The organism is Escherichia sp. KTE172 (assembly GCF_000408845.1).
In the GTDB taxonomy this organism is placed as follows: Bacteria; Pseudomonadota; Gammaproteobacteria; order Enterobacterales; family Enterobacteriaceae; genus Escherichia; species Escherichia coli.
Map to the genome: position 1 here is coordinate 4,109,075 of NZ_KE137316.1, position 24,481 is coordinate 4,133,555.

The following is a 24,481-nucleotide window of genomic DNA, read 5'->3' on the forward strand; positions in this document are numbered from 1 at the left end:
CTATGAATGCACAAATAAAGAAGTTAACCCAGGCGTTTCCGGCGTTTCGACTGCGTCTTGCAGATAACAAACGCTGGGCATTGATGGCGGGAGTGGGGCTTGCCGTTGCGGCGACGGCGATTATCGTTAGTGTGCTGTGGACCGGTAATCGCGGCTACGTCTCGCTCTACGGACGCCAGGAAAATCTGCCCGTGTCGCAGATTGTCACCGTGCTGGACGGTGAAAAGCTCAGCTACCGCATTGACCCGCAGAGCGGGCAAATTCTGGTGCCGGAAGACGCGTTGTCGAAAACGCGCATGACCCTTGCCGCCAAAGGTGTGCAGGCGATATTGCCCAGCGGCTACGAGCTGATGGACAAAGACGAAGTGCTCGGCAGCAGCCAGTTCGTGCAGAACGTGCGCTACAAACGCAGCCTCGAAGGGGAGCTGGCGCAGAGCATTATGTCGCTGGACGCGGTGGAGAGCGCACGGGTGCATCTGGCGCTCAACGAAGAAAGCTCGTTTGTGGTCAGCGATGAGCCACAAAACAGCGCCTCGGTAGTGGTGCGCCTGCACTATGGCGCGAAGCTGAATATGGACCAGGTCAACGCCATTATGCATCTGGTGTCCGGCAGTATTCCGGGGCTACAGGCCAGCAAAGTCAGCGTCGTCGATCAGGCGGGAAATCTGCTGACCGACGGCATTGGCGCAGGCGAGGCGGTTTCTGCCGCAACCCGTAAACGCGATCAGATCCTCAAAGATATTCAGGACAAAACCCGCGCCAGCGTGGCGAACGTGCTGGATTCGCTGGTTGGTACGGGGAATTACCGCGTCAGCGTGATGCCGGATCTCGACCTCAGTACCATCGACGAAACCCAGGAACACTACGGCGACGCGCCGAAAATCAACCGCGAAGAGAGCGTGCTGGACAGCGACACCAATCAGGTGGCGATGGGCGTGCCCGGTTCACTCAGCAACCGTCCGCCAGTTGCGGCGAATCAGATGACCAACGGTACGGAAGAAAACCGCTCACCGGAAGCGTTATCCAAACACAGCGAAAGCAAGCGCGATTACTCTTACGACCGCAGCGTCCAGCATATTCAGCATCCTGGTTTTGCGGTGAAACGCCTCAACGTGGCGGTGGTGCTCAATCAAAACGCCCCGGCGCTGAAAAACTGGAAGCCGGAGCAGACTGCGCAACTGACCGCGTTGCTGAACAATGCCGCCGGGATCGACGTCCAGCGCGGTGACAATCTCACCTTATCGCTGCTTAACTTTGTCCCGCAGGCGGTGCCGGTCGAACCAATTATTCCGCTGTGGAAAGATGACAGCGTGCTGGCCTGGGTACGCCTGATTGGCTGCGGCCTGCTGGCGCTGTTGTTGCTGTTCTTTGTGGTGCGCCCGGTAATGAAACGCCTGACGGCGGTGCGTGCGCCGGTTATCACACCAGAACCGGAAGCTGTCAGCGAACCGTGGATTGCCATGCCGGAAGAGGAGCGCAAAAACGTCGACCTGCCGTCGCTGCCCGGCGATGACAGCCTGCCGTCCCAGAGTTCCGGCCTCGAAGTAAAACTCGAGTTCCTGCAAAAACTGGCCATGAGCGACACCGATCGCGTAGCCGAAGTTCTCAGACAATGGATCACCAGCAATGAGCGAATTGACAACAAATAAGAGCAACAGCTACCTGGAACAGGCGGCGATCCTGCTACTGTGCCTTGGCGAAGAAGCGGCGGCGACGGTGATGCAAAAACTCAGCCGCGAAGAAGTGGTGCGCCTGAGCGAAAACATGGCGCGGCTTTCCGGTGTCAAAACCAGCATGGCGCGTAAAGTAATCAACAACTTCTTTGATGAATTCCGCGAACAGAGCGGCATCAACGGCGCATCGCGATCCATGTTGCAGGGGATCCTCAACAAAGCCCTCGGCACCGAGATCGCCAGCAGCGTGATCAACGGCATCTACGGCGATGAGATCCGCTCGCGGATGGCGCGACTGCAATGGGTGGAACCACGCCAGCTGGCGATGCTGATCTCCGAAGAGCATCTGCAATTGCAGGCGGTATTCCTCGCGTTTCTGACGCCGGAAATCTCGGCGGCGGTGCTATCGTATCTCAACGAATCGGTGCAAAACGAAATTCTCTACCGGGTGGCGAAACTCAACGACGTTAACCGCGACGTGGTGGATGAGCTGGATCGCCTGATCGAACGCGGCCTGTCGGTGCTCTCTGAACATGGCTCGAAGGTGAAAGGCATCAAACAGGCGGCGGATATCGTCAACCGCTTCCAGGGTAACCAGCAGGTGATCCTCGACCAGATGCGCGAGCGCGACGAGGACGTGCTGGAGCAGCTCCAGGATGAGATGTACGACTTCTTTATCCTCAGCCGCCAGAACGAAGAGGTGCGTCGACGTCTGCTCGACGAAGTGCCGATGGAAGACTGGGCGGTGGCGCTGAAAGGCACCGAAGCCCTGTTGCGCCGCTCGATTTACGCGGTAATGCCAAAACGGCAGGCGCAGCAACTGGAAGCCATCACCGCGCGCCTGGGGCCGGTGCCGGTCAGCCGTATCGAACAGATCCGCCGCGAAATCATGGGCATTGCCCGTGAACTGGAAGAGGCGGGCGAAATTCAGCTACAGCTCTTTGCGGAACAGACGGCGGAGTAACCATGACCATTGAAACACTGCGCGGGCGCTATCGCCTGCATCGTTTCCCGCCGCGCCAGCGTGCGGTGACCGGAGAACCGCTCACCGCCAGCATCAGCGCCGCCGATTACCAGCGCCAGTTGATGGACGGTTTTCAGGAAGGGCTGCAAAAAGGCTTTGCTCAGGGAATGACCGAAGGCCAAGAGCAGGGCTTTAGCGAAGGTCATCAGCAAGGTTTTGCCGAGGGGCGACGCCAGGGTTACACCGAAGGCAGCCTCGCCGGGCAGCAGGAAGGGCGCAAACAGTTTGTTGAGGCGGCGCAGCCGCTGGAAGCTATAAGCGGAAAAGTGAACGACTTTCTCGCCCATATCGAACGTAAACAGCGGGAAGATTTGCTGCAACTGGTGGAAAAAGTCACCCGCCAGGTGATCCGCTGCGAACTGGCGCTGCAACCGACGCAGTTGCTGGCGCTGGTGGAAGAGGCACTGGCGGCCTTCCCGGCGATGCCGGAGACCCTGCAAGTGATGCTGAGTACGGAAGAGTTTAACCGCCTGCGCGACGCGGTGCCGGAAAAGGTCAGCGAATGGGGGCTGACGCCTTCGCCGGATCTGCCGCCGGGCGAATGCCGGGTCATTACCGATAAATCTGAACTGGATATCGGCTGCGAGCACCGCCTTGAACAGTGCATGACCGCGCTGAAAGAAACACTCACGCCGGAGTCGCAGGGTGAGTGATTTTTCCGCTTTCGATAACGCCCTGCGCTCGCTGGAGTCGATCCCGCTGGCCCGCGTCGCCGGGCGGCTGGTGCGTCTGAACGGCATTCTGCTGGAGAGCGTCGGCTGCCCGCTAATGACCGGGCAACTGTGCCGCATCGAAAGCGCCAATCACACGCTGATCGACGCGCAGGCAGTGGGCTTTAATCGCGACATCACCTACTTAATGCCGTTTAAACAGCCGGTCGGCCTGATGGCAGGCGCACGCGTCTTCCCGGAAGAAAAAGCCCACGACATCCTGATTGGCGAAAGCTGGTTAGGCCGCGTGGTTAACGGTCTCGGCGAACCGCTGGATGGCAAAGGCCGCCTGAACGGTAACGACCTTCTGCCGCCGCTGCCACCCTCAGTCAATCCCTTAACCCGCCGTTCAGTGGACGAACCGCTAGACGTGGGCGTGAAAGCGATTAACGGCCTGCTGACCATCGGCAAAGGCCAGCGTGTCGGGCTGATGGCGGGCAGCGGCGTCGGGAAAAGCGTGCTGCTGGGGATGATCACCCGCCAGACCAAAGCCGACATTGTGGTGGTCGGGTTGATTGGCGAACGCGGGCGCGAAGTAAAAGAGTTTATCGACCACTCGCTGGGCGCGGACGGGCTGGCAAAGTCTATCGTCGTCGTCGCACCCGCCGATGAATCGCCGCTAATGCGACTGAAAGCCACCGAACTGTGCCACTCCATCGCCGCCTGGTTTCGCGACCGCGGGCATCACGTCTTACTGCTGGTGGATTCCCTGACCCGCTACGCGATGGCTCAGCGGGAAATTGCTCTCTCGCTCGGCGAACCACCCGCCACCAAAGGCTATCCGCCATCGGCATTCGGCATGATCCCCAAACTGGTCGAGAGCGCAGGCAACAGCGAAAGCGCGGGATCGATGACCGCTATCTACACCGTGCTGGCGGAAGGCGACGACCAGCAAGATCCGATTGTCGACTGCGCCCGTGCGGTGCTGGACGGGCATATCGTATTAACCCGCAAGCTGGCGGAAGCGGGGCATTATCCGGCCATTGATATCGGCCAGTCGATCAGCCGCTGCATGAACCAGGTGACCAGCCTGGATCATCAGCAATCTGCCCGCGCGTTAAAGCAAAACTACGCCGCCTATATGGAGATCAAACCGCTGATCCCACTCGGCGGCTACGTGGCAGGTGCCGACGCCAGCGTCGACAAAGCGGTGAAAATGTTCCCGGCTATCGAGCGATTTTTGCGCCAGGATATGCGCGAACCCGCCGCCCTGGAACTGGTGCAAAGCCGCCTGCAAATCCTCTTTCCTGGTGTCAAAAAGGCAGAACAGTAACTATGCGACAAATCATCGACACCCTGGCGCAGTTGCAGCGCCTGCGGGATAAATCGGTCAAAGACAAAACCGTCGAGCTGGCAAAGCAAAAACAGATTTGTGCGGGCTATGACAACAATATCAAAGCATTAGGCTACCTGGTGGAGAAAACGTCTGCAGGCGCGGCGGCCTCGGTGGAATCGCTGAAAAACGTTAGCGGCTACAAAGGCACCCTGCGCAAGGTGATCGCCTGGCAGGAGCAGGAAAAAACGCTGGCCGACATCAAAGCCACGCGAATGCAGAAAAACCTGACGGCGGCGGCGTGCGAAGAGAAAGTGGTGGCCCTGACGCTGGACGACAAACGCCGCGAGCAGCAGGAAAGCGCCACCGCGAAAGCGCAGAAAGCGGTGGATGACATCGCCGTTCAGTGCTGGCTGCGGCATAAGTTAGCGGAGTAACCATGAAAACGGTCATCACCTTCGGCACCTTTGATGTGTTTCACGTCGGTCATCTGCGCCTTTTACAACGCGCCCGCAAGCTGGGCGAGCGGCTGCTGGTCGGCGTATCGTCCGACGCCCTGAACATCGCCAAAAAGGGCAGGGCACCGGTTTACCATCAGGATGACCGCATGGCGATTATCGCCGGTCTGGCGTGCGTGGATGGCGTTTTTCTGGAGGAATCGCTGGAGCAGAAAGCGGAGTATTTGCGGGGGTACGGTGCGGATATTTTGGTGATGGGCGATGACTGGGCGGGGAAGTTTGACGATTTCTCGTGTGTCTGTGAGGTGGTCTATTTTCCCCGTACGCCATCGGTATCGACGACGGGGATCATTGAGGTGATTAGGGGTAAATCAGCCACCTACTGATTTAATTCCCGCGGTGAGAGAAGATGATGCCGTCTGCCGTTTGGCTATGTTAAATATGTTTAAAAAATCGCGTTTTTTCGACATATCCCCAAAACATGTCGATGGCATAAACGTATTCCAACGACATGTTTAAAAATCGCATTTTATCGACATATCCCTGACGATTCCTTGCCCGCCAGCGCCTCCACAATCACCATCGCCGCCCGTTCTCCCGCCTTGCCATCCATAAACGCATCGCAATAGTGATGACGAATCTCCTTAAGCCGCGCCAGCAACGCACCCCAGTCAAACGCCTCTGACAACAAATAACGCAGTTCCGCAACATCATGAGCCACCGGCAATATTTCGCGGATTTGCTGGTCGGCGCTTTCGGGCGTGGAGTAACTTTTCTCACCGTCGAGCAACGCTGCCATTTCCGGAAAGTCGAGCAGGATTACCCGCTTATCAACGTGGATAGCATCGAAAATAAAGCCGCTGTTATCGGTCAGCACGTAATCGGCCTTTGCCAGTAGCGCCAGCGTGTGGTGGACGGAGTCGGTGCGCTGTTTTAAGTGCCTGCGCGCCAGGGCCAGCGATGCAGCTTCTTCCGGGCGCGAGCAGGTGCCGTGGTGCAGTTTGCAAATCAGATTCACATTGCCACTTAAGCGCCCCAATTTTTCTGCCCAGTGGGGCAGGGAGCTTAATGCGCCAAACGTGGGGGCGTAGAGCACCGTAGGTTTACGGGAATCGGGTTGAATATTTTCTGGCAGAATGCGGTCAAACGTGCCGTTATGCCAGGCGTCGAAGCGCGGGTTGCCGACTGCTTTTGCATTGCCGAAATGCGCCAGCGCCCGCTGGCTGTAGTGGCTGTAACACAAAATGCGTTGATAAAAACGGTTCCAGTCGGCGTGGTTCCACGTCTCTTTGGCTAAGCCATACATGGCGCGAACGTTCACCGCTGCCAGGCCATTGAGCGCGGGCGTGTGGTAGGGGCTGACCAGGCATTTCACCCGCTGACCGTGTGCCTGCATTTCAGATAAGCGCATTCCTTTGAGCTGCGGATCGTCGATGCTTTTTAGCGTCTCCAGCATTTCATCCAGAAACGGTTTAAACACGCGGTCGTTGATCACCAGCGTGCAGCCTTGCCCCTGCGCCTGTAGGGCGGTGATGATTGGGCGGTAGAGCGCGTAATGGAAAGAAGTTTCCATAAAAAAGCCGATGGTGTCGGCGATGGGTAACGCGGATGGCTTTGTGATAGCAGGTAACTTATTGAAATAGTGAGCAATATTATCAGTCATTTTTTTCTCGATATCGCTAAAGCCTGGTCGCTGATAACTAAGGCTCGGGTAACAGGCCAGCCATTTGTCGGCGCGTAGCAGCGGCTGCCAGCCGTCTTCCAGCGAATGCTCATCGTTGCTCATCTGCTGCGCCAGTTGCGGGTAGTAGCGGCGGTTCACCAGATAAGCGCATACCTTGCGGCAGTCCCGCGCGTGCACCAGCCCCGGCAAACTTTTTAGCATCGTTCCCTGCGAAATTTCGCCGCCGAGGATCATCACCTGCCAGGGAATTTTCGCCAGGCTCGCCAGCAGCGTGTTCAGCACCTGAATATGTTTCTCCTGCTTGAGAATAACCGCGTCATCTTCCAGCAGCAGATAGTTTTGCCAGCCGTGCTGTTGCGCCAGGCGCAGCGCCTGCAAGTGCGACTGACGTCGTCCCCGTTGGCCGTTTTGATCTTCACTGGCGGCAAGGCGGGTGATCTTCTCAGGTGGAATATGCAGCAATGCCAGTTCTTCACGGATCTGTTGTAAGCGATCCGGGCGTTTATCCAGATTCACAACAACTACCTGATCGATCGTCTGATGGTTGATCCCTTGGTGATGAGTGGCGTTATGTAGACTCAGATAAGCATTGCGCAGCAGCGGATCGCTGACGATATCTGTAAGCGCCGCGTTTACAGGCGTGCTGGCCCCGAGAATAAAGTCTTTATCAAAGGTGTTGTGGCTGTGCGAGATACACAGAATCGTGCGCTCGCCGGGCAGTTGTAGCGGGTTAACGCTGAAATTGTCGGTGAAACTTTTCTCTTCGCCTAAATTGCAATCATCGTCGTAACGGTGCTTTTTCAGGTAGTTACGGTGATAGCAAAAGGTGCCGTTGAGGATGTTATGTGGGCCAAAGCTGCGGCTTTGAAAGATGCGATTGATGTGGCTGTACCAGATGGGGATCTGGTCGGAGCCGGAGATGAGCGCCCGGTGTTTTTGCATCTTGGCGATGGTCCAGGAGATTTTATCTGCCGGGTAGTAGTCGTCATCGTCCATGCAGAGGATGTATTCGCCGCGCGCCAGTTCGTTGAGCATATTGCGTTTTTTGCCCAGCGGCAGTTTTTCCGGGTGATGAATATAGCGGATGTTAAAGGCTTCCGGCGTGCCATTGGTCAGGCGGTCGATGATGTGTTGATGGCTTTGCGGGGAATCGTCGAGGATGATGAGTTCGCGGCGGTCTGCCGGGTAGTCCTGATAGCGGTACATATAAAGCAGGTACGGCAGGAATGCGCTGCGGTTCCAGGTTGGCGTGACGACGCTGATGAACGGTTTTTCGCGCTGGGTGGCGAGTGTTTTGATAATGGTTGGTGTTGGCATGGTGTTTGGGTGAGTTAATGGGTGAATGTGATGAATGTGCGTGCTGATGCCCTCACCCCGACCCTCTCCCACAGGGAGAGGGAGAAAACCAGCGCTGATTTTAACACCGTGCTCGATCGGTTCCCTCGCCCCTTTGGGGAGAGGGGTAGGGGGAGGGGAAAAGCGCGCACAGAGCGACTCACGTCAGCAGCGAAAACGCTGAAAGCAGCGGCTCTGCCGCACATAACGACTGAATTTGCTGGCGAATCGACGCAGCATTTTCACTCTCTCGCCAGCGTTCAAACACCGCAAAAAGGGCGAAAATATCCTCCTGTCGCAGCGGTGAACCATCCAGCGTCCATAAACTGATTAACGTGCGGATAAGATAAAAATCGCACACCAGCGGGCAATAATCTGCTCCGTCTGCCTGCCCAATCACCTCATGGTAAACGCGGTAAATCAGCCAGTTACGCATCATCCAGGGCGCGGTAGCAAAATGCTGTTGCCAGGTGGTTTGCCACTGTGCCTGAAGCTGATGTTGTAACAGGGCTTCGCTGTTGGCGTCATGTAGCGCCAGCAAAGGCATCTGCAACGGCAGCGAAGTTTTGCGCGGGCTTTCCGGCAAAATCGACCAGTCAAACGCACAACTGCCGAGCAGCGTCATCAACTGGCGCGCCAGTTGTGGCACGGGCGGCAACTGGGCGAACTGTGCCTGTAGCGTGCCTTTTTTCGCATGATCGGCCAGCGCCTGCGGCAGCGTCGTCAAACGGGCAAGAATATCTCCGTCTCTGCCCGGCATTTTACTGGCGCGGGAGAGTAAAATCCCGATGGCATACAGGGAAAGCTCTGGGGTTAAATCGGGGAGCGTGAGGGTACTCAAAATCACCTGGTTTACTATCGCATCGCGCGCGGAAAGCTCTGCGGCATTTTCTTCCACAGGACGGTAGGTGAGCTGTAAATCAAAGGCCCTGGCATCGTTGAGTACCGCTTCGCAGCTGGCTGGCTCTGTCAGCATCAGGCTCTGGCGAATCTCGTTTTTCCACACCTTGCGGATGTACAAAGGCGAATCGGGATATTGCGTCATAAAATTGCGCACGTATTCCGGTTCGTAACATTCAATAAAACTCATAGGTGGCTTCCAGTCTTTATTACTTTGCGGAATATGCAATAAGCGTGCCGGGAATTTTTATAATCAAAAACAAAGGATTGTGAATCAGGCGGAAAATCCGTTTCCGCTATGGGGAAGGTGTTCGCGTTATTCCTGATACAGAAAATCTGCTTCGTTGCCTAAAAACGACTGGATAAATTCATACTGGCGAATCAACAGATCACCGTTTTTGTCGTTGTAGGTTTTGCAGCGTTCCGCTTTTTGCTCAAGGCGTTGCCACAACTGTTGTGCTGCCGCTTTTTGTACCGCCGGAAGCCAGGCAAACACCTGCGCCAGACCGTCACGATTTACGCTAACACCGAGCATTTTCAGCAGGCTATGCCGCTGATGGCTATGTCCATGCAACTGCTCATAGTGATGGGTTATCTCATCGTTTACCGCCAGCAACTCTTCGCTGGCGCGGCGAATCATGCAGATCCGCTGACGTTGGAGAAGTTCGCGCAGGGAATCATACAGCGCGTCGTCGTCACGAATTCCCTGCAACAACGCCTTCACCTGTTGTAACCGGATACTCACTTCATCGGCCTCTTAGTTCTGGAAAAAACTCAGCATATCGCTGGCTAACTGTTCGGTGTCCACTTGCAGGCTGCCGGAGGCCAGCATCGCCTGCATTTGCGCCACTTTATCGCTGTCGATATCGCTCTCTTGCTGGTCGTTCAGTGTTTGCTGGGCAGACTGCAATCCCGCCTGGGTAATGTCGTCGGCGCTTAGCGTCGTGGCGGTGGTCGCCGTGCTTTTGCGCGACTGGCTGGAGCCTGCCGTTGTGGCTGTCGGGCGATTGCCTGGCATAGTCGGGGTGATTTTCATCGCAACCTCGTCTCGGTATTTAGGTGGGTTACTCCAGTAAAGCGGTTAACAGGCGGCAAAACTTTAATCGCCTGCGCAAATTACTCCGCGCTTACCGTCGTCACCACGCCGCTTTCCGCCACCATCGCGCTGATGACCCGCTGGCTGCTGGCGTTACGCACTTTCACCATCTCGCCTTTGCGACCATTTTTCAGCGCCACGCCGGGCATCGAGGCGGTGATCCCCGCGCTCTGGTAAACAATCATCACCGGCTGATCGCGTTCGACCAGCACTGGCGAAACCAGCTCTTCTTTGGTGATGGGCCTGCCCGGTTGCAGCGCGTGTTTACTGCTGAAACCAATCGCGTCATCGGGATCCATCAACACATTGCGGCGCTGGGCGCTGACGTTGTAGGGCTTCAACTCCACATCATTTGCCGTGAGCGGCGTGTCGCGGGCAACCAGTGACTTCGCCATTACCACCGGCACCAGAACATCCGGGCGCACCGCCACGTTCATCTGCCAGCTTTGCGGGCAACTGACGGTGAAGTTCATCCGGTTGAGGGTGATTTCCGCAGGCGAAGTGAGCGTGACGCCGGGTGTAGTCGCACAGGGGGCGGCGGTCGCAATCTGCGAGGGAATATAGACCTTAAAGGTGTAGCGATAGTCATGCCAGCGCCGCTGTTGCGCCAGCGATTCAATTTCCTGGCTCGCGGCATTTAGCACCTGGGCGTTGACTTGTTCCCGCGCGCTGTGTTGCACGGGGTGGACGGCGGCGTAGCCCGGTAAGGCCAGCACCAGGAGGAAGAACAACTTCCGCCTGCAAAATTGAAAACTCATAAACCCTTTCTCATCAGTGACTTAAAAAATGGCACGGCGATTGCTTAGCGTATGCGGATTGAAGCAGGAGTGACGCAGGAAATGGGGATCAGTTTTCAACAGGCATTGGGAGTGCATCCGCAGGCAGTGAAGTTACGTCTTGAGAGGACCGAGCTACTGACTGCGAATCTGGCGAACGTCGATACGCCAAATTTCAAGGCTAAAGATATTGATTTTGCCAGGGAGATGCAACGGGCAAATAACGCGGCGGTGGATGTCCAGTACCGCGTACCGATGCAGCCGTCAGAAGATGGCAACACCGTGGAACTGAACAGCGAACAGGCACGGTTTTCACAAAATAGTATGGATTATCAAAGCAGTCTGACCTTTCTGAATCTGCAAATCAGCGGCATCAGAGAGGGCATTGAAGGGAAATAAGCATGTCATTTACTGATATCTATCAGATTTCCGGCTCGGCGATGACGGCGCAAACCATTCGTCTGAATACCGTTGCCAGTAACCTGGCGAATGCCAATGCACCTGCCGGCAGCGAGGCGCAGGCGTATAAAGCGCGCAGCCCGGTGTTTGCGGCGGTGTATCACCACAGCTTGCTGGCGGGAACGCATCGTCATGCCATTGATGGTGCCAGCGTGCAGGTGCAGGACGTGCTGCAAACCGGCGGGGCGGTGAAACGCTATGAACCGCATTCGCCGCTGGCGGATGCTAACGGGGATGTCTGGTATCCCGACGTCAACGTGGTGGAACAGATGGCGGACATGATGTCGGCCTCGCGCGATTTTGAAACCAACGTCGATGTGCTCAACAACGTGAAAAGTATGCAGCAAAGCCTGCTGAAACTGGGAGAAGCCTGATGAATACCCTGGCGCTGAATGCGCAATCGCCGCAGCCGACCGCCACGGCGGAAAGCAACAACGTGGCAGCCAGCGACACGACAAGCAGCAGCGATAGCTCGCCCGTCGATACCTTCCTGACGCTGTTTGTCGCTGAGATCCAAAACCAGGACCCGACCGACCCGACTGACGCCACCGAATATATCGACCAGCTTTCTTCGATGGCGCAGGTGGCGATGATGGAAGAGATGAGCGTGCAGGCCAACACCAACGCGGTGCTGATGAGCAACATTCAGGTGATGGCGCTCGGCAACCTGGTGGGTGACGACATTATGGTGCAGACCACCGCCTTGCAGGTGAGCGACCAGACCATTAATGGTCGCGCCACGCTTGACGACGCCTGTACCACCGCCGATCTCCACTTTACCGATGCCGCAGGCGATGACTACACCGTCTCGCTGATCCCGCAGGGCAGTTCGTCCGTCGGGCCAGGCCAGGTCGATTTCTCGATTAATCCGGCGGATTACGGTATCCCGCCCGGTGATTACGACGTCTCGGTGGTGACCAACACCGGGGAAGAAGAGGTGCCGATTGAAGTTTCCGGCGAAGTGGAAGATGTACGCATCCCGCTCGACGGCGGCTCTCCGGTGCTCAATGTTGCAGGCGTGGGCGAAGTGCCGTTCACCATGATTAGCCAGTTTGGCGTACCCGATGCCGACAGTGATGTGGCGTGATGTCCGGTGCCAAATTGCCTGATGCGCTTCGCTTATCAGGCCTACATGAAACTGCATGGTTTTGTAGGCCGGATAAGGCGTTCACGCCGCATCCGGCAAAACAACGGGCACGCTGTCAAAATTTGAATTAACAGGACGAAACAATGAGTTATGAAATTGCCGCAACGGGGCTGAATGCCGTTAACGAACAGCTCGACGGGATCAGTAACAACATCGCCAACGCCGGAACGGTAGGCTATAAGTCGATGACCACCCAGTTTTCAGCCATGTATGCCGGAAGTCAGGCGATGGGCGTCAGCGTGGCAGGCACCGCGCAAAGCATTTCGCGCGGCGGTTCGCTGGTCTCCACCGGTAACGCGCTGGATCTGGCGATTAACAACGATGGCTTTTTTGTGACCTGCGACAGCGCGGGCAACATTTCTTATACCCGCGCCGGATCGTTTGAAACCGACAAAAACGGCTATATTGTCAACGCCTCAGGCGCTTATTTGCAGGGTTATCCGGTCGATGACACTGGCACCCTGCAAACCGGTACGGTCACCGATATCCAGATCAAAACCGGCAATATCCCGGCGCAGGCCAGCAGCAGCCTGACCTTTACCGCTAACTTCGATGCCAGCGACGACGCTATCGACCGCACCACCGTACCATTCGACCCGACCAACAGCAGCTCGTACACCGACAGCTACACCACCACGGTGTATGACTCATTGGGTAACGAACATTCGGTATGCCAGTACTTCACCAAAACCAGCGACAACACCTGGGAAGTGCAGTACACCTTCGACGGCCAGCAGCAGACCGGCGTTCCGGCGACGACATTAACCTTCGACCCGAATACCGGGAAGCTGACCTCGCTAACTACGCCGCAAACCATTGAGTTTCAGACCGACGCCGCCGCGCCCATCGACTTAACCGTCGATTACTCCACCTGTACGCAATACGGCTCTGACTTCTCGGTCACCACCAACTCTGCCAACGGCTACGCTTCCGCGACTCAGAACGGTGTGCAGGTTGATGACGATGGCAAAGTTTACGCCACCTACAGCAACGGCGAGCGCATGTTGCAGGGCCAGGTGGTGCTGGCGACTTTCCCGAATGAAAACGGCCTGGAGGCAGTGAGCGGCACCGCGTGGGTACAAACCGGGGAATCCGGCACCCCGCTGATTGGCGTTCCAGGCTCCGGTACCTGCGGTACGCTCACGTCCGGCGTGCTCGAAAGCTCTAACGTCGATATAACCAGCGAGTTAGTCAACCTGATGACCGCCCAGCGTAACTATCAGGCCAACACCAAAGTTATCGCCACCAGCACGCAGCTCGATGACGCGCTGTTCCAGGCGATGTAATGGACCGTTTGATTTATACCGCCCTGAGCGGTGCTTCTCAGACCCTGTACGAGCAGCAGATCAGCGCCAACAACCTGGCGAACGTCAACACCAACGGTTTTCGCGCCGATATGGCAATGGCAACCAACGACAAGGTGAAAGGCGGCGGCTTCGACACGCGCTATATGGCGCAGGAAGGGGCCAGCGGCGTGAACGACAGCACAGGTGTTGCGGAGAAAACCGAACGCCCGCTGGACGTGGCGATTCAGGGCGCGGGTTACATTGCGGTGCAGGATAAAAACGGCAACGAAGTCTATACCCGCAACGGCAACATTCAGCAGGATGACCAGGGGCAACTGACCATCGACGGCAATCTGGTGCTGGGGGATAACGGCCCGATCATTCTGCCGCCGAACGCCATTGCTTCGTTTGGCAGCGACGGCACGCTGTCGGTGACGCCCGATGACGGCGACGTGACTGCAACCATGGATATCGACCGCCTGAAGCTGGTGGATATTCCTGTCGCTAACCTGGCGAAAAATCCTGAAGGGATGCTGATAACTGCCGACGGCGTTCCGGCCCAGCGCGATGAAAATATCAAAGTCAGTGGCGGTTTTCTCGAAGGCAGCAACGTCTCGGCGGTGAGCGAGATGATGTCGTCCATCGCCATGAACCGCCAGTTTGAAGCGCAGATCAAGATGATGAAAACCGCCGAAGATATCAGCGACGCGGGCAACCGCTTATTGCGCGGCTCGTAACCGCACATCGTAGGCCGGATAAGGCGTTCACGCCGCATCCGGCAGCTATGCGGTGGTGCCTGATGCGACGCTTTGCGTCTTATCAGGCCTACAAGCCTGTGCCCAAACCGTAGGCCGGATAAGGCGTTTACGCCGCATCCGGCAACCGCGGCCGAAAAACAACACGGAATTTACCACCATGAACGCAGCACTATGGATCAGCAAAACCGGCCTCTCGGCGCAGGATGCTGAAATGAGCGCGATTGCCAACAACATCGCCAACGTTAACACCACCGGCTTCAAGCGTGACCGGGTGATGTTTCAGGATCTGTTCTACCAGACCCAGGAAGCGCCGGGCGCGATGCTCGATCAGAACAACATCATGCCGACCGGGCTGCAATTCGGTAGCGGCGTGCGCATTGTCGGCACCCAGAAAACCTTCACCGAAGGCAACGTCGAAACCACCGACAACGCCATGAATGTCGCCATTATGGGGCAGGGGTTTTTGCAGGTGCAAAAGGCCAACGGCGATATCGCCTATACCCGCGACGGCAACTTGCAGGTGAACGCCGACGGCGTACTGACCAACTCGCAGGGCTTGCCGTTGCAGCCGGAAATCGACGTTCCGGCGGGGGCGACCAACGTCGCGTTTGGCGAGGACGGCACGGTGACGGCGATCTTACCCGGCGACAGCGATGTGACCGAGTTAGGGCAACTGACACTGGTGAACTTCGCCAACCCAGCGGGGCTTTCTGCCGAGGGCGACAACCTGTATCTGGAAACCGCCGCCAGCGGTCAGCCGACCGAAGGTGTGCCGGGCGAAGATGGGCTTGGCACCTTGCAGGACAACGCGCTCGAAGGCTCGAACGTGGATATCGTCAACGAAATGGTGGCGATGATTACGGTGCAACGCGCGTACGAGATGAACGCCAAAATGGTGTCGGCAGCGGACGATATGTTGCAGTACATCAGCCAGACGCTGTAAGGGAGTGGGGGCAACGTGCGGTCTGATGCCCTCACCCCGGCCCTCTCCCACAGGGAGAGGGGGAAAAGCGGTGCACGATGTAACAACGCGCACAGGTCAGTCCCCTCTCCCTTGAGGGAGAGGGTTAGGGTGAGGGGGAACAAACAGCTCCGCACCCACTAAACAACCGGCCACCCCCGTGGCCTGCAACACTAAACAGGCAGAACGTGAAAAATTATCTCTGGCTGGTGGCGCTGCTTCCACTCCTTAGCGGGTGTGAATCACAGGCCATTCTGGTCAAAAAAGACGACGCATACTTTGCGCCACCCAAAACCGAAGCGCCGCCTCCGGCAGACGGGCGTGCCGGGGGCGTGTTTGAAACTGGCTACAACTGGTCGCTAACCGCCGACCGGCGGGCTTACCGCGTGGGCGATATCCTGACGGTGATCCTCGAAGAATCTACCCAGTCGAGCAAACAGGCGAAAACCAACTTCGGCAAAAACAACACCGTCGATATCGGCGCGCCGACCATTTTTGGTCACACCAAAGATAAGCTTTCCGGCTCTATCGACGCCAACCGCGACTTTGACGGCAGCGCCACTTCCCAGCAGCAGAACAGCCTGCGCGGGGAGATCACCGTTTCCGTCCATGCGGTGCAGCCCAACGGCATTCTGGAAATTCGCGGCGAAAAATGGCTCACCCTCAACCAGGGTGATGAGTACATCCGCTTAAGCGGCCTGGTGCGCGCCGACGATATCCAGAACGACAACTCGGTTTCCTCCCAGCGGATCGCCGACGCCCGCATTTCCTATGCCGGACGCGGCGCGTTAAGCGACGCCAACGCCGCAGGCTGGCTGACGCGGTTGTTTAACCATCCTCTGTTCCCGATTTAATGCCGGAGAGTGCAATGCAAAACTGGATAAAGGCCGCAGCGATCGCTGTAAGCCTGGCGCTGCCCGGCGTGGCGCTGGCGCAATCGCTGGAGTCGCTGGTCAACGTACAGGGCGTGCGTGAAAACCAACTGGTCGGCTACAGCCTGGTGGTCGGCCTCGACGGCACGGGTGATAAAAACCAGGTCAAATTCACCAACCAGACCATCACCAATATGCTGCGCCAGTTTGGCGTGCAGCTGCCGAATAAAATCGACCCGAAGGTGAAAAACGTCGCGGCGGTGGCGGTGAGCGCCACGCTGCCGCCGATGTACTCGCGCGGGCAGACCATTGACGTCACCGTTTCGTCGATTGGCGATGCCAAAAGTATTCGCGGCGGCACTTTATTGCTTACGCAGCTGCACGGCGCAGATGGCGAAGTGTATGCCCTGGCGCAGGGAAGTGTGGTGGTGGGCGGGATGAATGCCACCGGGGCCAGCGGTTCCAGCGTGACGGTTAACACACCGACCGCCGGGTTAATTCCCAACGGCGCGACGGTGGAGCGTGAGATCCCCAGCGATTTTCAGATGGGCGACACCATCACCCTCAACCTGAAACGCCCGTCGTTTAAAGATGCCAACAATATTGCGGCGGCGATCAACGCTTCGTTTGGCGGCATCGCCACCGCGCAGAGTTCCACCAACGTTACCGTGCGCGCGCCCACCAGCCCCGGCGCGCGGGTGGCGTTTATGTCGCAACTGGATGATGTACAGGTGCAGGCAGAGAAAATCCGCGCCCGCGTGGTGTTTAACTCGCGCACTGGCACGGTGGTAATGGGCGATGGCGTTGCGCTGCACGCGGCGGCGGTGTCGCACGGCAGTTTGACCGTCTCGATTAACGAAACCAGCAACGTCAGCCAGCCGAATGCCTTTGCGGGCGGGCGCACGGCGGTAACGCCGCAGAGCAATATCGCGGTGAATCACGCCCGTCCGGGGGTGGTGAGTTTGCCGGAGTCGAGCAGCCTGAAAACGTTGGTTAATGCGTTGAACAGTTTAGGCGCGACGCCGGATGACATTATGTCGATTTTGCAGGCGCTGCATGAAGCGGGCGCGCTGGATGCCGACCTGGAGGTGATCTGATGAAAGTTAACGGCAGCGGCGGGATTGATGGCAGCGACGCATTAATGGGGCCGAAGGTTCAGGCCAATGATATCAAGCAGGCTGCGGAACAGTTTGAGGCGATTTTTTTACGCAACATGTTGAAAGAGATGCGTAAAACCAACGAGTTGTTCGATTCGAAAGATAACCCGTTTAACAGCGATTCGGTGCGCATGATGCAGGGGTTTTATGACGATGAGTTGTGTAACACCCTGGCGCAGCAGCACGGGATTGGGATTGCGGCGATGATTGTGAAGCAGTTGTCGCCGAAGCATAAATGAGGCTCCGACGTTCGGTGCCTGATGCGACGCTGGCGCGTCTTATCAGGCCTACGAGTCGCCCGTATGTAGGCCGGATAAGGCGTTCACGCCGCATCCGGCACCCGGTTTACGGAACTTAAGAATCCCCAACCTAACGCCGCTTTTAACCGGCACGATTTACCGGTAAGGATCCAACATGGACATGATTAACATCGGCTACAGCGGCGCATCAACCGCGCAGGTGGAGCTGAACGTCACGGCGCAAAACACCGCCAACACCATGACCACGGGCTACACCCGTCAGGTGGCGGAGATCAGCACCATCGGTGCCAGCGGCGGTTCGCCGAACAGCGCCGGTAACGGCGTGCAGGTCGATAGCATTCGCCGCGTCTCCAACCAGTATCAGGTGAATCAGGTGTGGTATGCCGCCAGCGATTACGGCTATTACAGCACCCAGCAAGGGTATCTCACGCAACTGGAAGCGGTACTGAGCGACGATAACAGCAGCCTGAGCGGCGGCTTCGATAACTTTTTCGCCGCCCTTAACGAAGCGACCACCAGCCCCGATGATTCCGCCCTGCGCGAGCAGGTGATCAGCGAAGCCGGGGCGCTGTCGCTGCGTATCGACAACACGCTGGATTACATCGACTCGCAAAGCACGGAAATCATCAGCCAGCAGCAGGCGATGGTGTCGCAAATTAATACGCTCACCAGCGGTATCGCCAGCTATAACCAGCAAATCGCTCAGGCCGAAGCCAACGGCGATAACGCCTCCGCGCTGTACGACGCCCGCGACCAGATGGTGGAAGAACTCAGCGGGATGATGGATGTGCAGGTCAATATCGACGACCAGGGCAACTACAACGTTACCCTGAAAAACGGTCAACCGCTGGTGAGCGGGCAGCAAAGCTCGACCATCGCGCTGGAAACCAACGCCGACGGCACGCCGACCATGTCGCTGACCTTCGCCGGAACCACCTCGACGATGACCACCGACACTGGAGGTTCATTAGGCGCACTGTTTGATTATCAAAACGACGTGCTGACGCCGCTGACCGACACCATCAACAGCATGGCGTCGCAGTTTGCCGATGCGGTCAACAATCAACTGGCGCAGGGCTACGATCTCAACGGCAACCCCGGCGAGCCGCTGTTTATTTATGACGCCAGCAACGCCGATGGCCCGCTGACCGTCAACCCGGATATCACCGCCGATGAGCTGGCGTTTTCCAGTTCACCGGACGAAAGCGGTAACAGCGACAACTTACAGGCGCTGATCAATATCTCCACCGAACCGCTGGAGATAGCCAACCTCGGCAGCGTGACGGTCGGGCAGGCGTGCTCGTCAATCATCAGCAATATCGGCATTTACAGCCAGCAAAACCAGACGGAAGTCGATGCCGCGTCCAATGTCTATTCCGCAGCGCAAAACCAGCAGAGCAGCGTCAGCGGCGTCAGCATGGACGAAGAGGCGGTTAACCTGATCACCTATCAACAAATTTATGAAGCCAATCTGAAAGTCATTTCCGCCGGGGCCGAGATTTTCGATTCGGTGCTGGAAATGTGCAGCTAAGCGGGAGCGCGAAAATGCGAGTAACCACCCAACAAACCTACGTCTCGATGACGCAAAGTTTTAATAATCTCTCCGGCGATCTGGCGCATGTGGTCGAGCAGATGGCAACCGGCAAGGAAATTTTGCAGCCGTCGGATGACCCGATCGCCGCCACGCGCATCACCCAGTTGAACCGCCAACAGTCGGCGATTGAGCAGTATCAGAGCAATATCGACTCCGCGTCGGCGGGGTTAAGTCAGCAGGAATCAATCCTTGATGGCGTCAACAACAGCCTGCTGGCGGTGCGCGACGACCTGCTGGAAGCGGCGAATGGCACCAATACCGCCGATTCGCTCGCAAGTCTCGGGCAGGATATTGAGTCGCTCACCGAATCAATGGTCGTGGCGCTGAACTATCAGGACGAAGACGGGCATTACGTGTTTGGCGGTACCATCAACGATCAGCCGCCGATTGTGGCGGTGGACGATGACGGCGATGGCGTGACCGACAGCTACAGCTATCAGGGCAACAGCGACCACCGCCAGACCACGGTGTCGAACGGCGTGGAAGTGGATACCAACGTGGCGGCGAGCGATTTCTTCGGCAGCAATTTAGATGTGCTCAACACACTGAATACCCTGTCGCAGGAGTTGCAAGACCCAAACGTTGACCCGGCCGATCCGCAGGTGCAGAGCGATATTCAGAACGCCGTTGATGTGGTGGACACCGCCTCGGATAACCTCAACGCCTCGATTGCGTCGCTCGGCGAGACGCAGAACACCATGTCGATGTTGAGCGATGCGCAGACCGATATCTCTACCTCTAATGATGAGCTGATTGGTTCATTACAGGATCTCGATTACGGCCCGGCGTCGATCACCTTTACCGGACTGGAAGTAGCAATGGAAGCTACCCTCAAGACTTACTCGAAAGTGAGTGAGTTGAATTTGTTCAGCGTTCTCTAACTCTTTCAGGAACAGTATGCAGGTCGGACTTACATCTTCGTCACTCGCCACCGGCGGCGCGCATAGCGCTGCGGTATCGTCGTCAACCGTTGCGCCCACTCAGGCGGTGCGGCAAAAACTCCCGGCGACGGCGAGTGAATATCCGGCCTCGCCGCTGATTACCACTCGCCCGCAGCGTTACAGCGTGCAGCTTAACGACCAGCTCACCACGTTGCAGCAGGCGGATCACTATCTCGGGCAACTGGAGCAGCAGTTGCTCGATTATCGTCACAGCCAGCGCAAAGGCGGGCAGGCGCAGAGTTCGGCGCTGATGCAGATGCTGGACAAACGCACCGCGCTTTCCGGCGGTGCGGTGGACCGCCAGTTGCAGCCAGTGTTGCAGGGGGAAGCGCGGGTGACTTTTCACTCGCCGGATCTGGCGAATCTGGTACACAATCCCACGCCGGGAACGCGCATGTTCAGCGTCTCTGACGGGCGGCAGACTCAGCTTTCGGCGGTGATGCTGTCTGAGGATGACAGCGCTGGGCAGTACCAGACGCGGCTGACCAACGCCCTGCGCCGCGTGGGCGTGCAGATGCATCAAAACGCCGATGGTATAAGTTTCTCCACCACTGAAAAACAGTGGCCCAACATTGAAAGCACCCTAAGCGTGCGCACCGATGGTGATAAATCAGCGTTTATGCCACTAAAAACCTTTGCCGAACCGTCGCAGGCGGACCGCTTAGTGCAAAGCCTGCAACAGGGCGGAGCGGGGATTTCTCAGACGTTAGAAAGCATTAATCAGCAGCGTGTGCAGATGGCGGTACAGCAGGAAAAGGCGCGGCAGTTGATCGACGGCATGTCGCGCTTCCCGCAAACGGAAAGCGCCGTGCAGGCGTCGGAAAATCTCGGCGGCGTGCTGGATAGCGCCAATCATAACTATCAGGTTTTATTGCAGGCGGTGAACGGTCAGGCGCGAATTTCCAGCCAGACGGTGAGGAGTTTATTGGGTTAGGGTTATTGTCATTGTTGCTTTTATAGCTATTAAGCTATAGTTTATCTATAGCATAAAAGCTATGAGGGACCGATGATGTGGGACGTCGAGACAACGGAGACTTTCGACAACTGGTTTGATGCCCAGACTGTTGCGCTGAAAGAAGATTTACTTGCTGCAATGCTGATTCTTGCTGAGTATGGCCCACAGTTGGGCAGACCCTTTGCGGATACGGTTAATGATTCACAGTTTTCAAATATGAAAGAATTACGCGTCCAACATCAGGGAAACCCGGTACGTGCTTTTTTTGCTTTCGATCCTGCGCGCCGTGGCATTGTATTATGTGCGGGTGATAAAACGGGGTTAAATGAGAAAAAGTTTTATCGCGATATGATCAAGCTCGCTGATTCTGAATACCGTAAGCATCTGAAAAAGTAAGGAACGATAATGGCTACTCTAAAAGAACTGATGGCAAAGCAAAGCCCTGAAAGCCAGGTGCGTATTGCGGCAAAAGTTGAGGAAATGCGCCAGACCATCGCCTTGCATCAGCTGAGAGAAGAACTCAATATTTCGCAAACGGAAATGGCGGCAGCGATGGGCATTAAGCAACCGACTCTTGCAAAAATGGAGCAGGCAGATAACGATCCTCGGTTGTCTACGCTAAAACGCTATGTTGCGGCTTTAGGTGGGGAATTGAGTATCGACGTTAAACTGCCGAATGGTAAGAGAATTGCATTTCAGATTTAATTTTGGGGTGCATTTTATGAACCGGATTAGATAAAACGGTATCTAATCCGGTAAACATCAGCATTTCTGCACAGTATTTAACAACTTCTCTAAATTCTGATACATCGCGCTATTAATATCGCTATTCTGCCAGCTATCCACATTAAAAGTTAATTGCCAGCTACCGTTGCACTGGTTGCGCAGAACAATATCACTCTCCAGTCGGTTACGAACATATTTATAATAGGTTGTCATTGTCATATTATGCGCTGACAATAAATTATCGAGTTTGTCTTTTCCTGGTGCGAGGGTTTGTGACAGTAACGGTACGGAATTATTTTCCTTTCCAGAACTAAGATGAAATATTTTTATTCTTGGACTGTTAATTGACTCTTTTACCAGTTGCGGGGCGTCAGGTGTACTTTTCAAGTGTGAATACCCCACGGTTGAGCCAACCAATATAACAGCTGCGGCCAACGCTAACCCCATCAGTCCTTTATGTTTTTTTCTAACAGGCACATACGGTGTTGTCGAAGATATCTCTTCTGGGGCTGTATCCTGTATCTGGTCGGTAATAATCAGCGCTTCTGCAGGCGATGACTCCGGCAAAGACACATACTCTTTATTGCATAAGTAACCTTTCTTCGGAATTGTTTTAATAATGTTCTGTTGTTTGCCATCATCGTCGATAGCAACGCGCAACGCATGGATCGCCGTCGGCAGGCTGTTTCCGCCGACAATACGGTTCTTCCATACTTCGGCACATAAATAAGATCGCGATAAAACCACATCGGCATTTTTTGCTAATGTTTCCAGCAAAATAAAATGGTATTCGCCGAGACGACGTGTTTCACCCGTTTCGCAATGTATTAAGGCATTAAGCGACGGGTCCATCCGCCAGTTGTTGATAATAATACTCATAGTTGAGTTTACCTTAGCAAGGGATAAATGTTTCCTGATAGTGCTTTGCATAAAGCACAGTCTTATACGTCCCTGAGAAGATGATTTTTCTGCGTGATAATTAATATTTTATGGTGATAAGATTATTCTTAATCACTATATAGCGTGGAAATGTAACGAAATGACAGGACAGGTACAATAGCCAAATGTGTACTATTTGCAACGCAATGTAAATTTTGGCATCAGTACATTGAGAACAAAACGCGATAATTGATGACAATCTTAACTATATCAAGCGTTTGATAAAGACATATTTTGATACCTGGCCATGTGGCAGATATTGCTAATAATCTTTTTATCTGAATTTAAACTCTGCTTTTTTTAGCTAAAAGTGGCATCGGATAATACGTGGCGAAAAAATTTTAACGGCGATTTTAAGTTTGCTCCTGAGGTGTCGTTTTTACAGGGTATCGAAACGAAAACGATTAATCCCAAGGAGCAGTATCATGTTATCTATTAACACCAATAACGCCTCAATGGCCGCCGTTAATGCAATCAGCAAAAGCAGCTCTTCTCTGTCTACATCTATGGAACGCCTGGCGACAGGTAACCGGATTAACTCTTCTGCCGATGACGCCGCAGGCAAACAAATTGCTAACCGTCTGACAGCACAGTCCAGCGGTATGGGTGTTGCGCTGAGCAACATCAATGATGCCACCGCGATGCTGCAAACCGCTGACAGCATGTTCGACGAAATGTCTGACGTGCTGGGTCGTATGAAAGACCTGTCAACTCAGGCAGCGAACGGCACCTACAGCGACGACGACCTGCAGGCGATGCAGGACGAATACGACGAACTGGGCCAGCAGATGTCTGACATGCTGCAAAACACCACTTACGGCGGCACCAACCTGTTCGGTGTTTCCGGTACCAGCAACACCGGTACTGACGGTCTGTTCCAGAGCGCGGTAACTTTCCAGGTGGGCGCGGAATCTTCCGACACCATGACCGTGAATATTTCAAGCCAGCTGAATACCCTGGTGACGGATCTTTCTGCAATCAGCAACTCCTTTAGTGCGGATCAGGCTGACACCACTGGCACCGCAGGCGTTTCTGGCGGTACTGAGCTGACTGCGTCTGGCTCGGCTAACCAGATGATCACCAGCATCTCTACCGCGATGGATGACGTGTCTCAGATCCAGTCCAAGCTGGGTGCCTCTATCAACCGTCTGAACGACACTGCCAACAACCTGACCAGTATGCAAGACAACACCGAAGTCGCTATCGGTAACATCATGGATACCGACTACGCGACGGAAGCGTCCAATATGACCAAACAGCAAGTGCTGATGCAGACTGGCATCACCATGCTGAAACAGTCCAACAGCATGTCCAGCATGGTTTCCAGCCTGCTGCAGTAATGGCGGACTTGCCGATGCGGCGTAAACGCCTTATCCGGCCACGAACAACACCGCCTGCGGGCGGTGTTGTGCTTTCAGCGGCAGGCTTTTTTCCGCCAGAACGGAAACGTCATTTCCGCCTGTTTTTCAATCTATTGATTATTCACATAAAAAATAT

At 55.7% G+C, this 24,481-nt stretch carries 27 protein-coding genes; 21 read left to right on the forward strand and 6 right to left on the reverse strand.

All coding sequences use genetic code 11. The annotated features are described in order from the left end of the window. Positions 1 to 2 precede the first annotated feature (2 nt). The 6 genes from fliF to G434_RS04820 are packed head-to-tail and all read left to right on the forward strand — an operon-like array spanning position 3 to position 5,524. The gene (gene fliF, locus G434_RS04845; protein WP_000993674.1) at positions 3 to 1,649 is read left to right on the forward strand and encodes a flagellar basal-body MS-ring/collar protein FliF; all 1,647 of its coding nucleotides are present in this window, start codon (positions 3 to 5) and stop codon (positions 1,647 to 1,649) included. Continuing rightward, complete coding sequence (locus G434_RS04840; protein ID WP_001293168.1) at positions 1,627 to 2,637, forward strand: flagellar motor switch protein FliG; 1,011 nt, start codon at positions 1,627 to 1,629, stop codon at positions 2,635 to 2,637. The genes fliF and G434_RS04840 overlap by 23 nt, the downstream gene beginning before the upstream one ends. A 2-nt stretch (positions 2,638 to 2,639) precedes the next feature. Continuing rightward, positions 2,640 to 3,350: a flagellar assembly protein FliH gene (fliH, locus tag G434_RS04835; protein ID WP_000151516.1), complete on the forward strand. Its 711-nt coding sequence runs from the start codon at positions 2,640 to 2,642 to the stop codon at positions 3,348 to 3,350. After that, positions 3,343 to 4,680, forward strand: coding sequence for a flagellar protein export ATPase FliI (gene fliI, locus G434_RS04830; RefSeq protein ID WP_001279402.1), 1,338 nt, complete (start codon positions 3,343 to 3,345; stop codon positions 4,678 to 4,680). The genes fliH and fliI overlap by 8 nt, the downstream gene beginning before the upstream one ends. A 2-nt stretch (positions 4,681 to 4,682) precedes the next feature. Continuing rightward, positions 4,683 to 5,117 (forward strand): flagellar export protein FliJ, encoded by a 435-nt coding sequence (fliJ, locus tag G434_RS04825; RefSeq protein WP_001248917.1) that lies wholly within the window; start codon positions 4,683 to 4,685, stop codon positions 5,115 to 5,117. A gap of 2 nt (positions 5,118 to 5,119) precedes the next feature. Continuing rightward, on the forward strand, positions 5,120 to 5,524 hold the full coding sequence (locus G434_RS04820) for an FAD synthase family protein (protein ID WP_000859527.1): 405 nt from the start codon (positions 5,120 to 5,122) through the stop codon (positions 5,522 to 5,524). 143 nt (positions 5,525 to 5,667) lie between these two features. On the opposite strand, the gene G434_RS04815 is transcribed toward G434_RS04820, so the two are convergent. From G434_RS04815 to flgA, 5 genes are all read right to left on the reverse strand, one after another. Continuing rightward, positions 5,668 to 8,139: a glycosyltransferase gene (locus G434_RS04815; protein ID WP_001143100.1), complete on the reverse strand. Its 2,472-nt coding sequence runs from the start codon at positions 8,137 to 8,139 to the stop codon at positions 5,668 to 5,670. A 178-nt stretch (positions 8,140 to 8,317) separates the two neighbouring features. After that, complete coding sequence (locus tag G434_RS04810; RefSeq protein WP_000008083.1) at positions 8,318 to 9,247, reverse strand: hypothetical protein; 930 nt, start codon at positions 9,245 to 9,247, stop codon at positions 8,318 to 8,320. 126 nt (positions 9,248 to 9,373) lie between these two features. Continuing rightward, positions 9,374 to 9,802, reverse strand: coding sequence for a flagellar protein FlgN (flgN, locus tag G434_RS04805; protein ID WP_000027804.1), 429 nt, complete (start codon positions 9,800 to 9,802; stop codon positions 9,374 to 9,376). A 12-nt stretch (positions 9,803 to 9,814) separates the two neighbouring features. Continuing rightward, positions 9,815 to 10,093 (reverse strand): flagellar biosynthesis anti-sigma factor FlgM, encoded by a 279-nt coding sequence (flgM, locus tag G434_RS04800; RefSeq protein ID WP_000705404.1) that lies wholly within the window; start codon positions 10,091 to 10,093, stop codon positions 9,815 to 9,817. A gap of 80 nt (positions 10,094 to 10,173) precedes the next feature. Beyond that, complete coding sequence (gene flgA, locus G434_RS04795) at positions 10,174 to 10,911, reverse strand: flagellar basal body P-ring formation chaperone FlgA (protein ID WP_001309268.1); 738 nt, start codon at positions 10,909 to 10,911, stop codon at positions 10,174 to 10,176. A gap of 81 nt (positions 10,912 to 10,992) precedes the next feature. On the opposite strand from flgA, the gene G434_RS04790 reads away from it, so the two are divergent. From G434_RS04790 to G434_RS04725, 14 genes are all read left to right on the forward strand, one after another. Then, a complete protein-coding gene (locus tag G434_RS04790) occupies positions 10,993 to 11,328 on the forward strand; it encodes a flagellar basal body protein (protein ID WP_000512951.1) in 336 nt (111 codons plus the stop codon). A 2-nt stretch (positions 11,329 to 11,330) separates the two neighbouring features. Then, positions 11,331 to 11,762: a flagellar basal body rod protein FlgC gene (gene flgC / locus G434_RS04785; RefSeq protein ID WP_000010941.1), complete on the forward strand. Its 432-nt coding sequence runs from the start codon at positions 11,331 to 11,333 to the stop codon at positions 11,760 to 11,762. Continuing rightward, entirely contained in the window at positions 11,762 to 12,475 is a 714-nt protein-coding gene (locus G434_RS04780) for a flagellar hook capping FlgD N-terminal domain-containing protein (protein ID WP_001093678.1), read from the forward strand. Before flgC ends, G434_RS04780 begins: the two co-directional genes overlap by 1 nt. A gap of 143 nt (positions 12,476 to 12,618) precedes the next feature. Further along, complete coding sequence (flgE, locus tag G434_RS04775) at positions 12,619 to 13,821, forward strand: flagellar hook protein FlgE (RefSeq protein ID WP_000119538.1); 1,203 nt, start codon at positions 12,619 to 12,621, stop codon at positions 13,819 to 13,821. Next, positions 13,821 to 14,558, forward strand: coding sequence for a flagellar basal body rod protein FlgF (locus G434_RS04770; protein WP_000375450.1), 738 nt, complete (start codon positions 13,821 to 13,823; stop codon positions 14,556 to 14,558). Before flgE ends, G434_RS04770 begins: the two co-directional genes overlap by 1 nt. A gap of 178 nt (positions 14,559 to 14,736) precedes the next feature. After that, entirely contained in the window at positions 14,737 to 15,522 is a 786-nt protein-coding gene (gene flgG, locus G434_RS04765) for a flagellar basal-body rod protein FlgG (RefSeq protein ID WP_000990540.1), read from the forward strand. A gap of 206 nt (positions 15,523 to 15,728) precedes the next feature. Beyond that, positions 15,729 to 16,394 (forward strand): flagellar basal body L-ring protein FlgH, encoded by a 666-nt coding sequence (gene flgH / locus G434_RS04760; RefSeq protein WP_000800864.1) that lies wholly within the window; start codon positions 15,729 to 15,731, stop codon positions 16,392 to 16,394. A 14-nt stretch (positions 16,395 to 16,408) separates the two neighbouring features. Further along, the gene (locus G434_RS04755) at positions 16,409 to 17,509 is read left to right on the forward strand and encodes a flagellar basal body P-ring protein FlgI (RefSeq protein WP_001181876.1); all 1,101 of its coding nucleotides are present in this window, start codon (positions 16,409 to 16,411) and stop codon (positions 17,507 to 17,509) included. Then, positions 17,509 to 17,808 carry a rod-binding protein gene (locus G434_RS04750; protein WP_000867281.1) on the forward strand — a complete coding sequence of 100 codons (300 nt, stop codon included), beginning with the start codon at positions 17,509 to 17,511 and terminating at the stop codon, positions 17,806 to 17,808. The genes G434_RS04755 and G434_RS04750 overlap by 1 nt, the downstream gene beginning before the upstream one ends. A gap of 175 nt (positions 17,809 to 17,983) precedes the next feature. Further along, positions 17,984 to 19,360: a flagellar hook-associated protein FlgK gene (gene flgK / locus G434_RS04745; RefSeq protein WP_000367245.1), complete on the forward strand. Its 1,377-nt coding sequence runs from the start codon at positions 17,984 to 17,986 to the stop codon at positions 19,358 to 19,360. Positions 19,361 to 19,374: 14 nt separating this feature from the next. Beyond that, positions 19,375 to 20,304 carry a flagellar hook-associated protein FlgL gene (gene flgL / locus G434_RS04740; RefSeq protein WP_001266799.1) on the forward strand — a complete coding sequence of 310 codons (930 nt, stop codon included), beginning with the start codon at positions 19,375 to 19,377 and terminating at the stop codon, positions 20,302 to 20,304. Between the two features lie 16 nt (positions 20,305 to 20,320). Next, positions 20,321 to 21,298: a flagellar biosynthesis protein FlhF gene (locus tag G434_RS04735; protein ID WP_001195938.1), complete on the forward strand. Its 978-nt coding sequence runs from the start codon at positions 20,321 to 20,323 to the stop codon at positions 21,296 to 21,298. A 75-nt stretch (positions 21,299 to 21,373) separates the two neighbouring features. Next, entirely contained in the window at positions 21,374 to 21,715 is a 342-nt protein-coding gene (locus G434_RS04730; protein WP_000263532.1) for a type II toxin-antitoxin system RelE/ParE family toxin, read from the forward strand. A 9-nt stretch (positions 21,716 to 21,724) separates the two neighbouring features. Beyond that, a complete protein-coding gene (locus G434_RS04725; RefSeq protein ID WP_000212552.1) occupies positions 21,725 to 22,024 on the forward strand; it encodes a helix-turn-helix domain-containing protein in 300 nt (99 codons plus the stop codon). A gap of 57 nt (positions 22,025 to 22,081) precedes the next feature. Here G434_RS04725 and G434_RS04720 read toward each other — a convergent pair whose 3' ends face one another. Further along, on the reverse strand, positions 22,082 to 22,924 hold the full coding sequence (locus tag G434_RS04720) for a transcriptional regulator (protein ID WP_000022366.1): 843 nt from the start codon (positions 22,922 to 22,924) through the stop codon (positions 22,082 to 22,084). Positions 22,925 to 23,409: 485 nt separating this feature from the next. Between G434_RS04720 and lafA the strand changes: the two genes are divergently transcribed. Further along, positions 23,410 to 24,324, forward strand: coding sequence for a lateral flagellin LafA (gene lafA / locus G434_RS04715; RefSeq protein WP_000949083.1), 915 nt, complete (start codon positions 23,410 to 23,412; stop codon positions 24,322 to 24,324). Positions 24,325 to 24,481: the final 157 nt, after the last annotated feature.

Coding starts and splice junctions, on each gene's coding strand:
- fliF (WP_000993674.1), top strand. CDS start 3: ATGAATGCACAAATAAAGAAGTTAACCCAGGCGTTTCCGGCGTTTCGA.
- G434_RS04840 (WP_001293168.1), top strand. CDS start 1,627: ATGAGCGAATTGACAACAAATAAGAGCAACAGCTACCTGGAACAGGCG.
- fliH (WP_000151516.1), top strand. CDS start 2,640: ATGACCATTGAAACACTGCGCGGGCGCTATCGCCTGCATCGTTTCCCG.
- fliJ (WP_001248917.1), top strand. CDS start 4,683: ATGCGACAAATCATCGACACCCTGGCGCAGTTGCAGCGCCTGCGGGAT.
- G434_RS04820 (WP_000859527.1), top strand. CDS start 5,120: ATGAAAACGGTCATCACCTTCGGCACCTTTGATGTGTTTCACGTCGGT.
- G434_RS04815 (WP_001143100.1), bottom strand. CDS start 8,139: ATGCCAACACCAACCATTATCAAAACACTCGCCACCCAGCGCGAAAAA.
- G434_RS04810 (WP_000008083.1), bottom strand. CDS start 9,247: ATGAGTTTTATTGAATGTTACGAACCGGAATACGTGCGCAATTTTATG.
- flgM (WP_000705404.1), bottom strand. CDS start 10,093: ATGAAAATCACCCCGACTATGCCAGGCAATCGCCCGACAGCCACAACG.
- flgA (WP_001309268.1), bottom strand. CDS start 10,911: ATGAGTTTTCAATTTTGCAGGCGGAAGTTGTTCTTCCTCCTGGTGCTG.
- G434_RS04790 (WP_000512951.1), top strand. CDS start 10,993: ATGGGGATCAGTTTTCAACAGGCATTGGGAGTGCATCCGCAGGCAGTG.
- flgC (WP_000010941.1), top strand. CDS start 11,331: ATGTCATTTACTGATATCTATCAGATTTCCGGCTCGGCGATGACGGCG.
- G434_RS04780 (WP_001093678.1), top strand. CDS start 11,762: ATGAATACCCTGGCGCTGAATGCGCAATCGCCGCAGCCGACCGCCACG.
- flgE (WP_000119538.1), top strand. CDS start 12,619: ATGAGTTATGAAATTGCCGCAACGGGGCTGAATGCCGTTAACGAACAG.
- G434_RS04770 (WP_000375450.1), top strand. CDS start 13,821: ATGGACCGTTTGATTTATACCGCCCTGAGCGGTGCTTCTCAGACCCTG.
- flgG (WP_000990540.1), top strand. CDS start 14,737: ATGAACGCAGCACTATGGATCAGCAAAACCGGCCTCTCGGCGCAGGAT.
- G434_RS04755 (WP_001181876.1), top strand. CDS start 16,409: ATGCAAAACTGGATAAAGGCCGCAGCGATCGCTGTAAGCCTGGCGCTG.
- G434_RS04750 (WP_000867281.1), top strand. CDS start 17,509: ATGAAAGTTAACGGCAGCGGCGGGATTGATGGCAGCGACGCATTAATG.
- flgK (WP_000367245.1), top strand. CDS start 17,984: ATGGACATGATTAACATCGGCTACAGCGGCGCATCAACCGCGCAGGTG.
- flgL (WP_001266799.1), top strand. CDS start 19,375: ATGCGAGTAACCACCCAACAAACCTACGTCTCGATGACGCAAAGTTTT.
- G434_RS04735 (WP_001195938.1), top strand. CDS start 20,321: ATGCAGGTCGGACTTACATCTTCGTCACTCGCCACCGGCGGCGCGCAT.
- G434_RS04730 (WP_000263532.1), top strand. CDS start 21,374: ATGTGGGACGTCGAGACAACGGAGACTTTCGACAACTGGTTTGATGCC.
- G434_RS04725 (WP_000212552.1), top strand. CDS start 21,725: ATGGCTACTCTAAAAGAACTGATGGCAAAGCAAAGCCCTGAAAGCCAG.
- G434_RS04720 (WP_000022366.1), bottom strand. CDS start 22,924: ATGAGTATTATTATCAACAACTGGCGGATGGACCCGTCGCTTAATGCC.
- lafA (WP_000949083.1), top strand. CDS start 23,410: ATGTTATCTATTAACACCAATAACGCCTCAATGGCCGCCGTTAATGCA.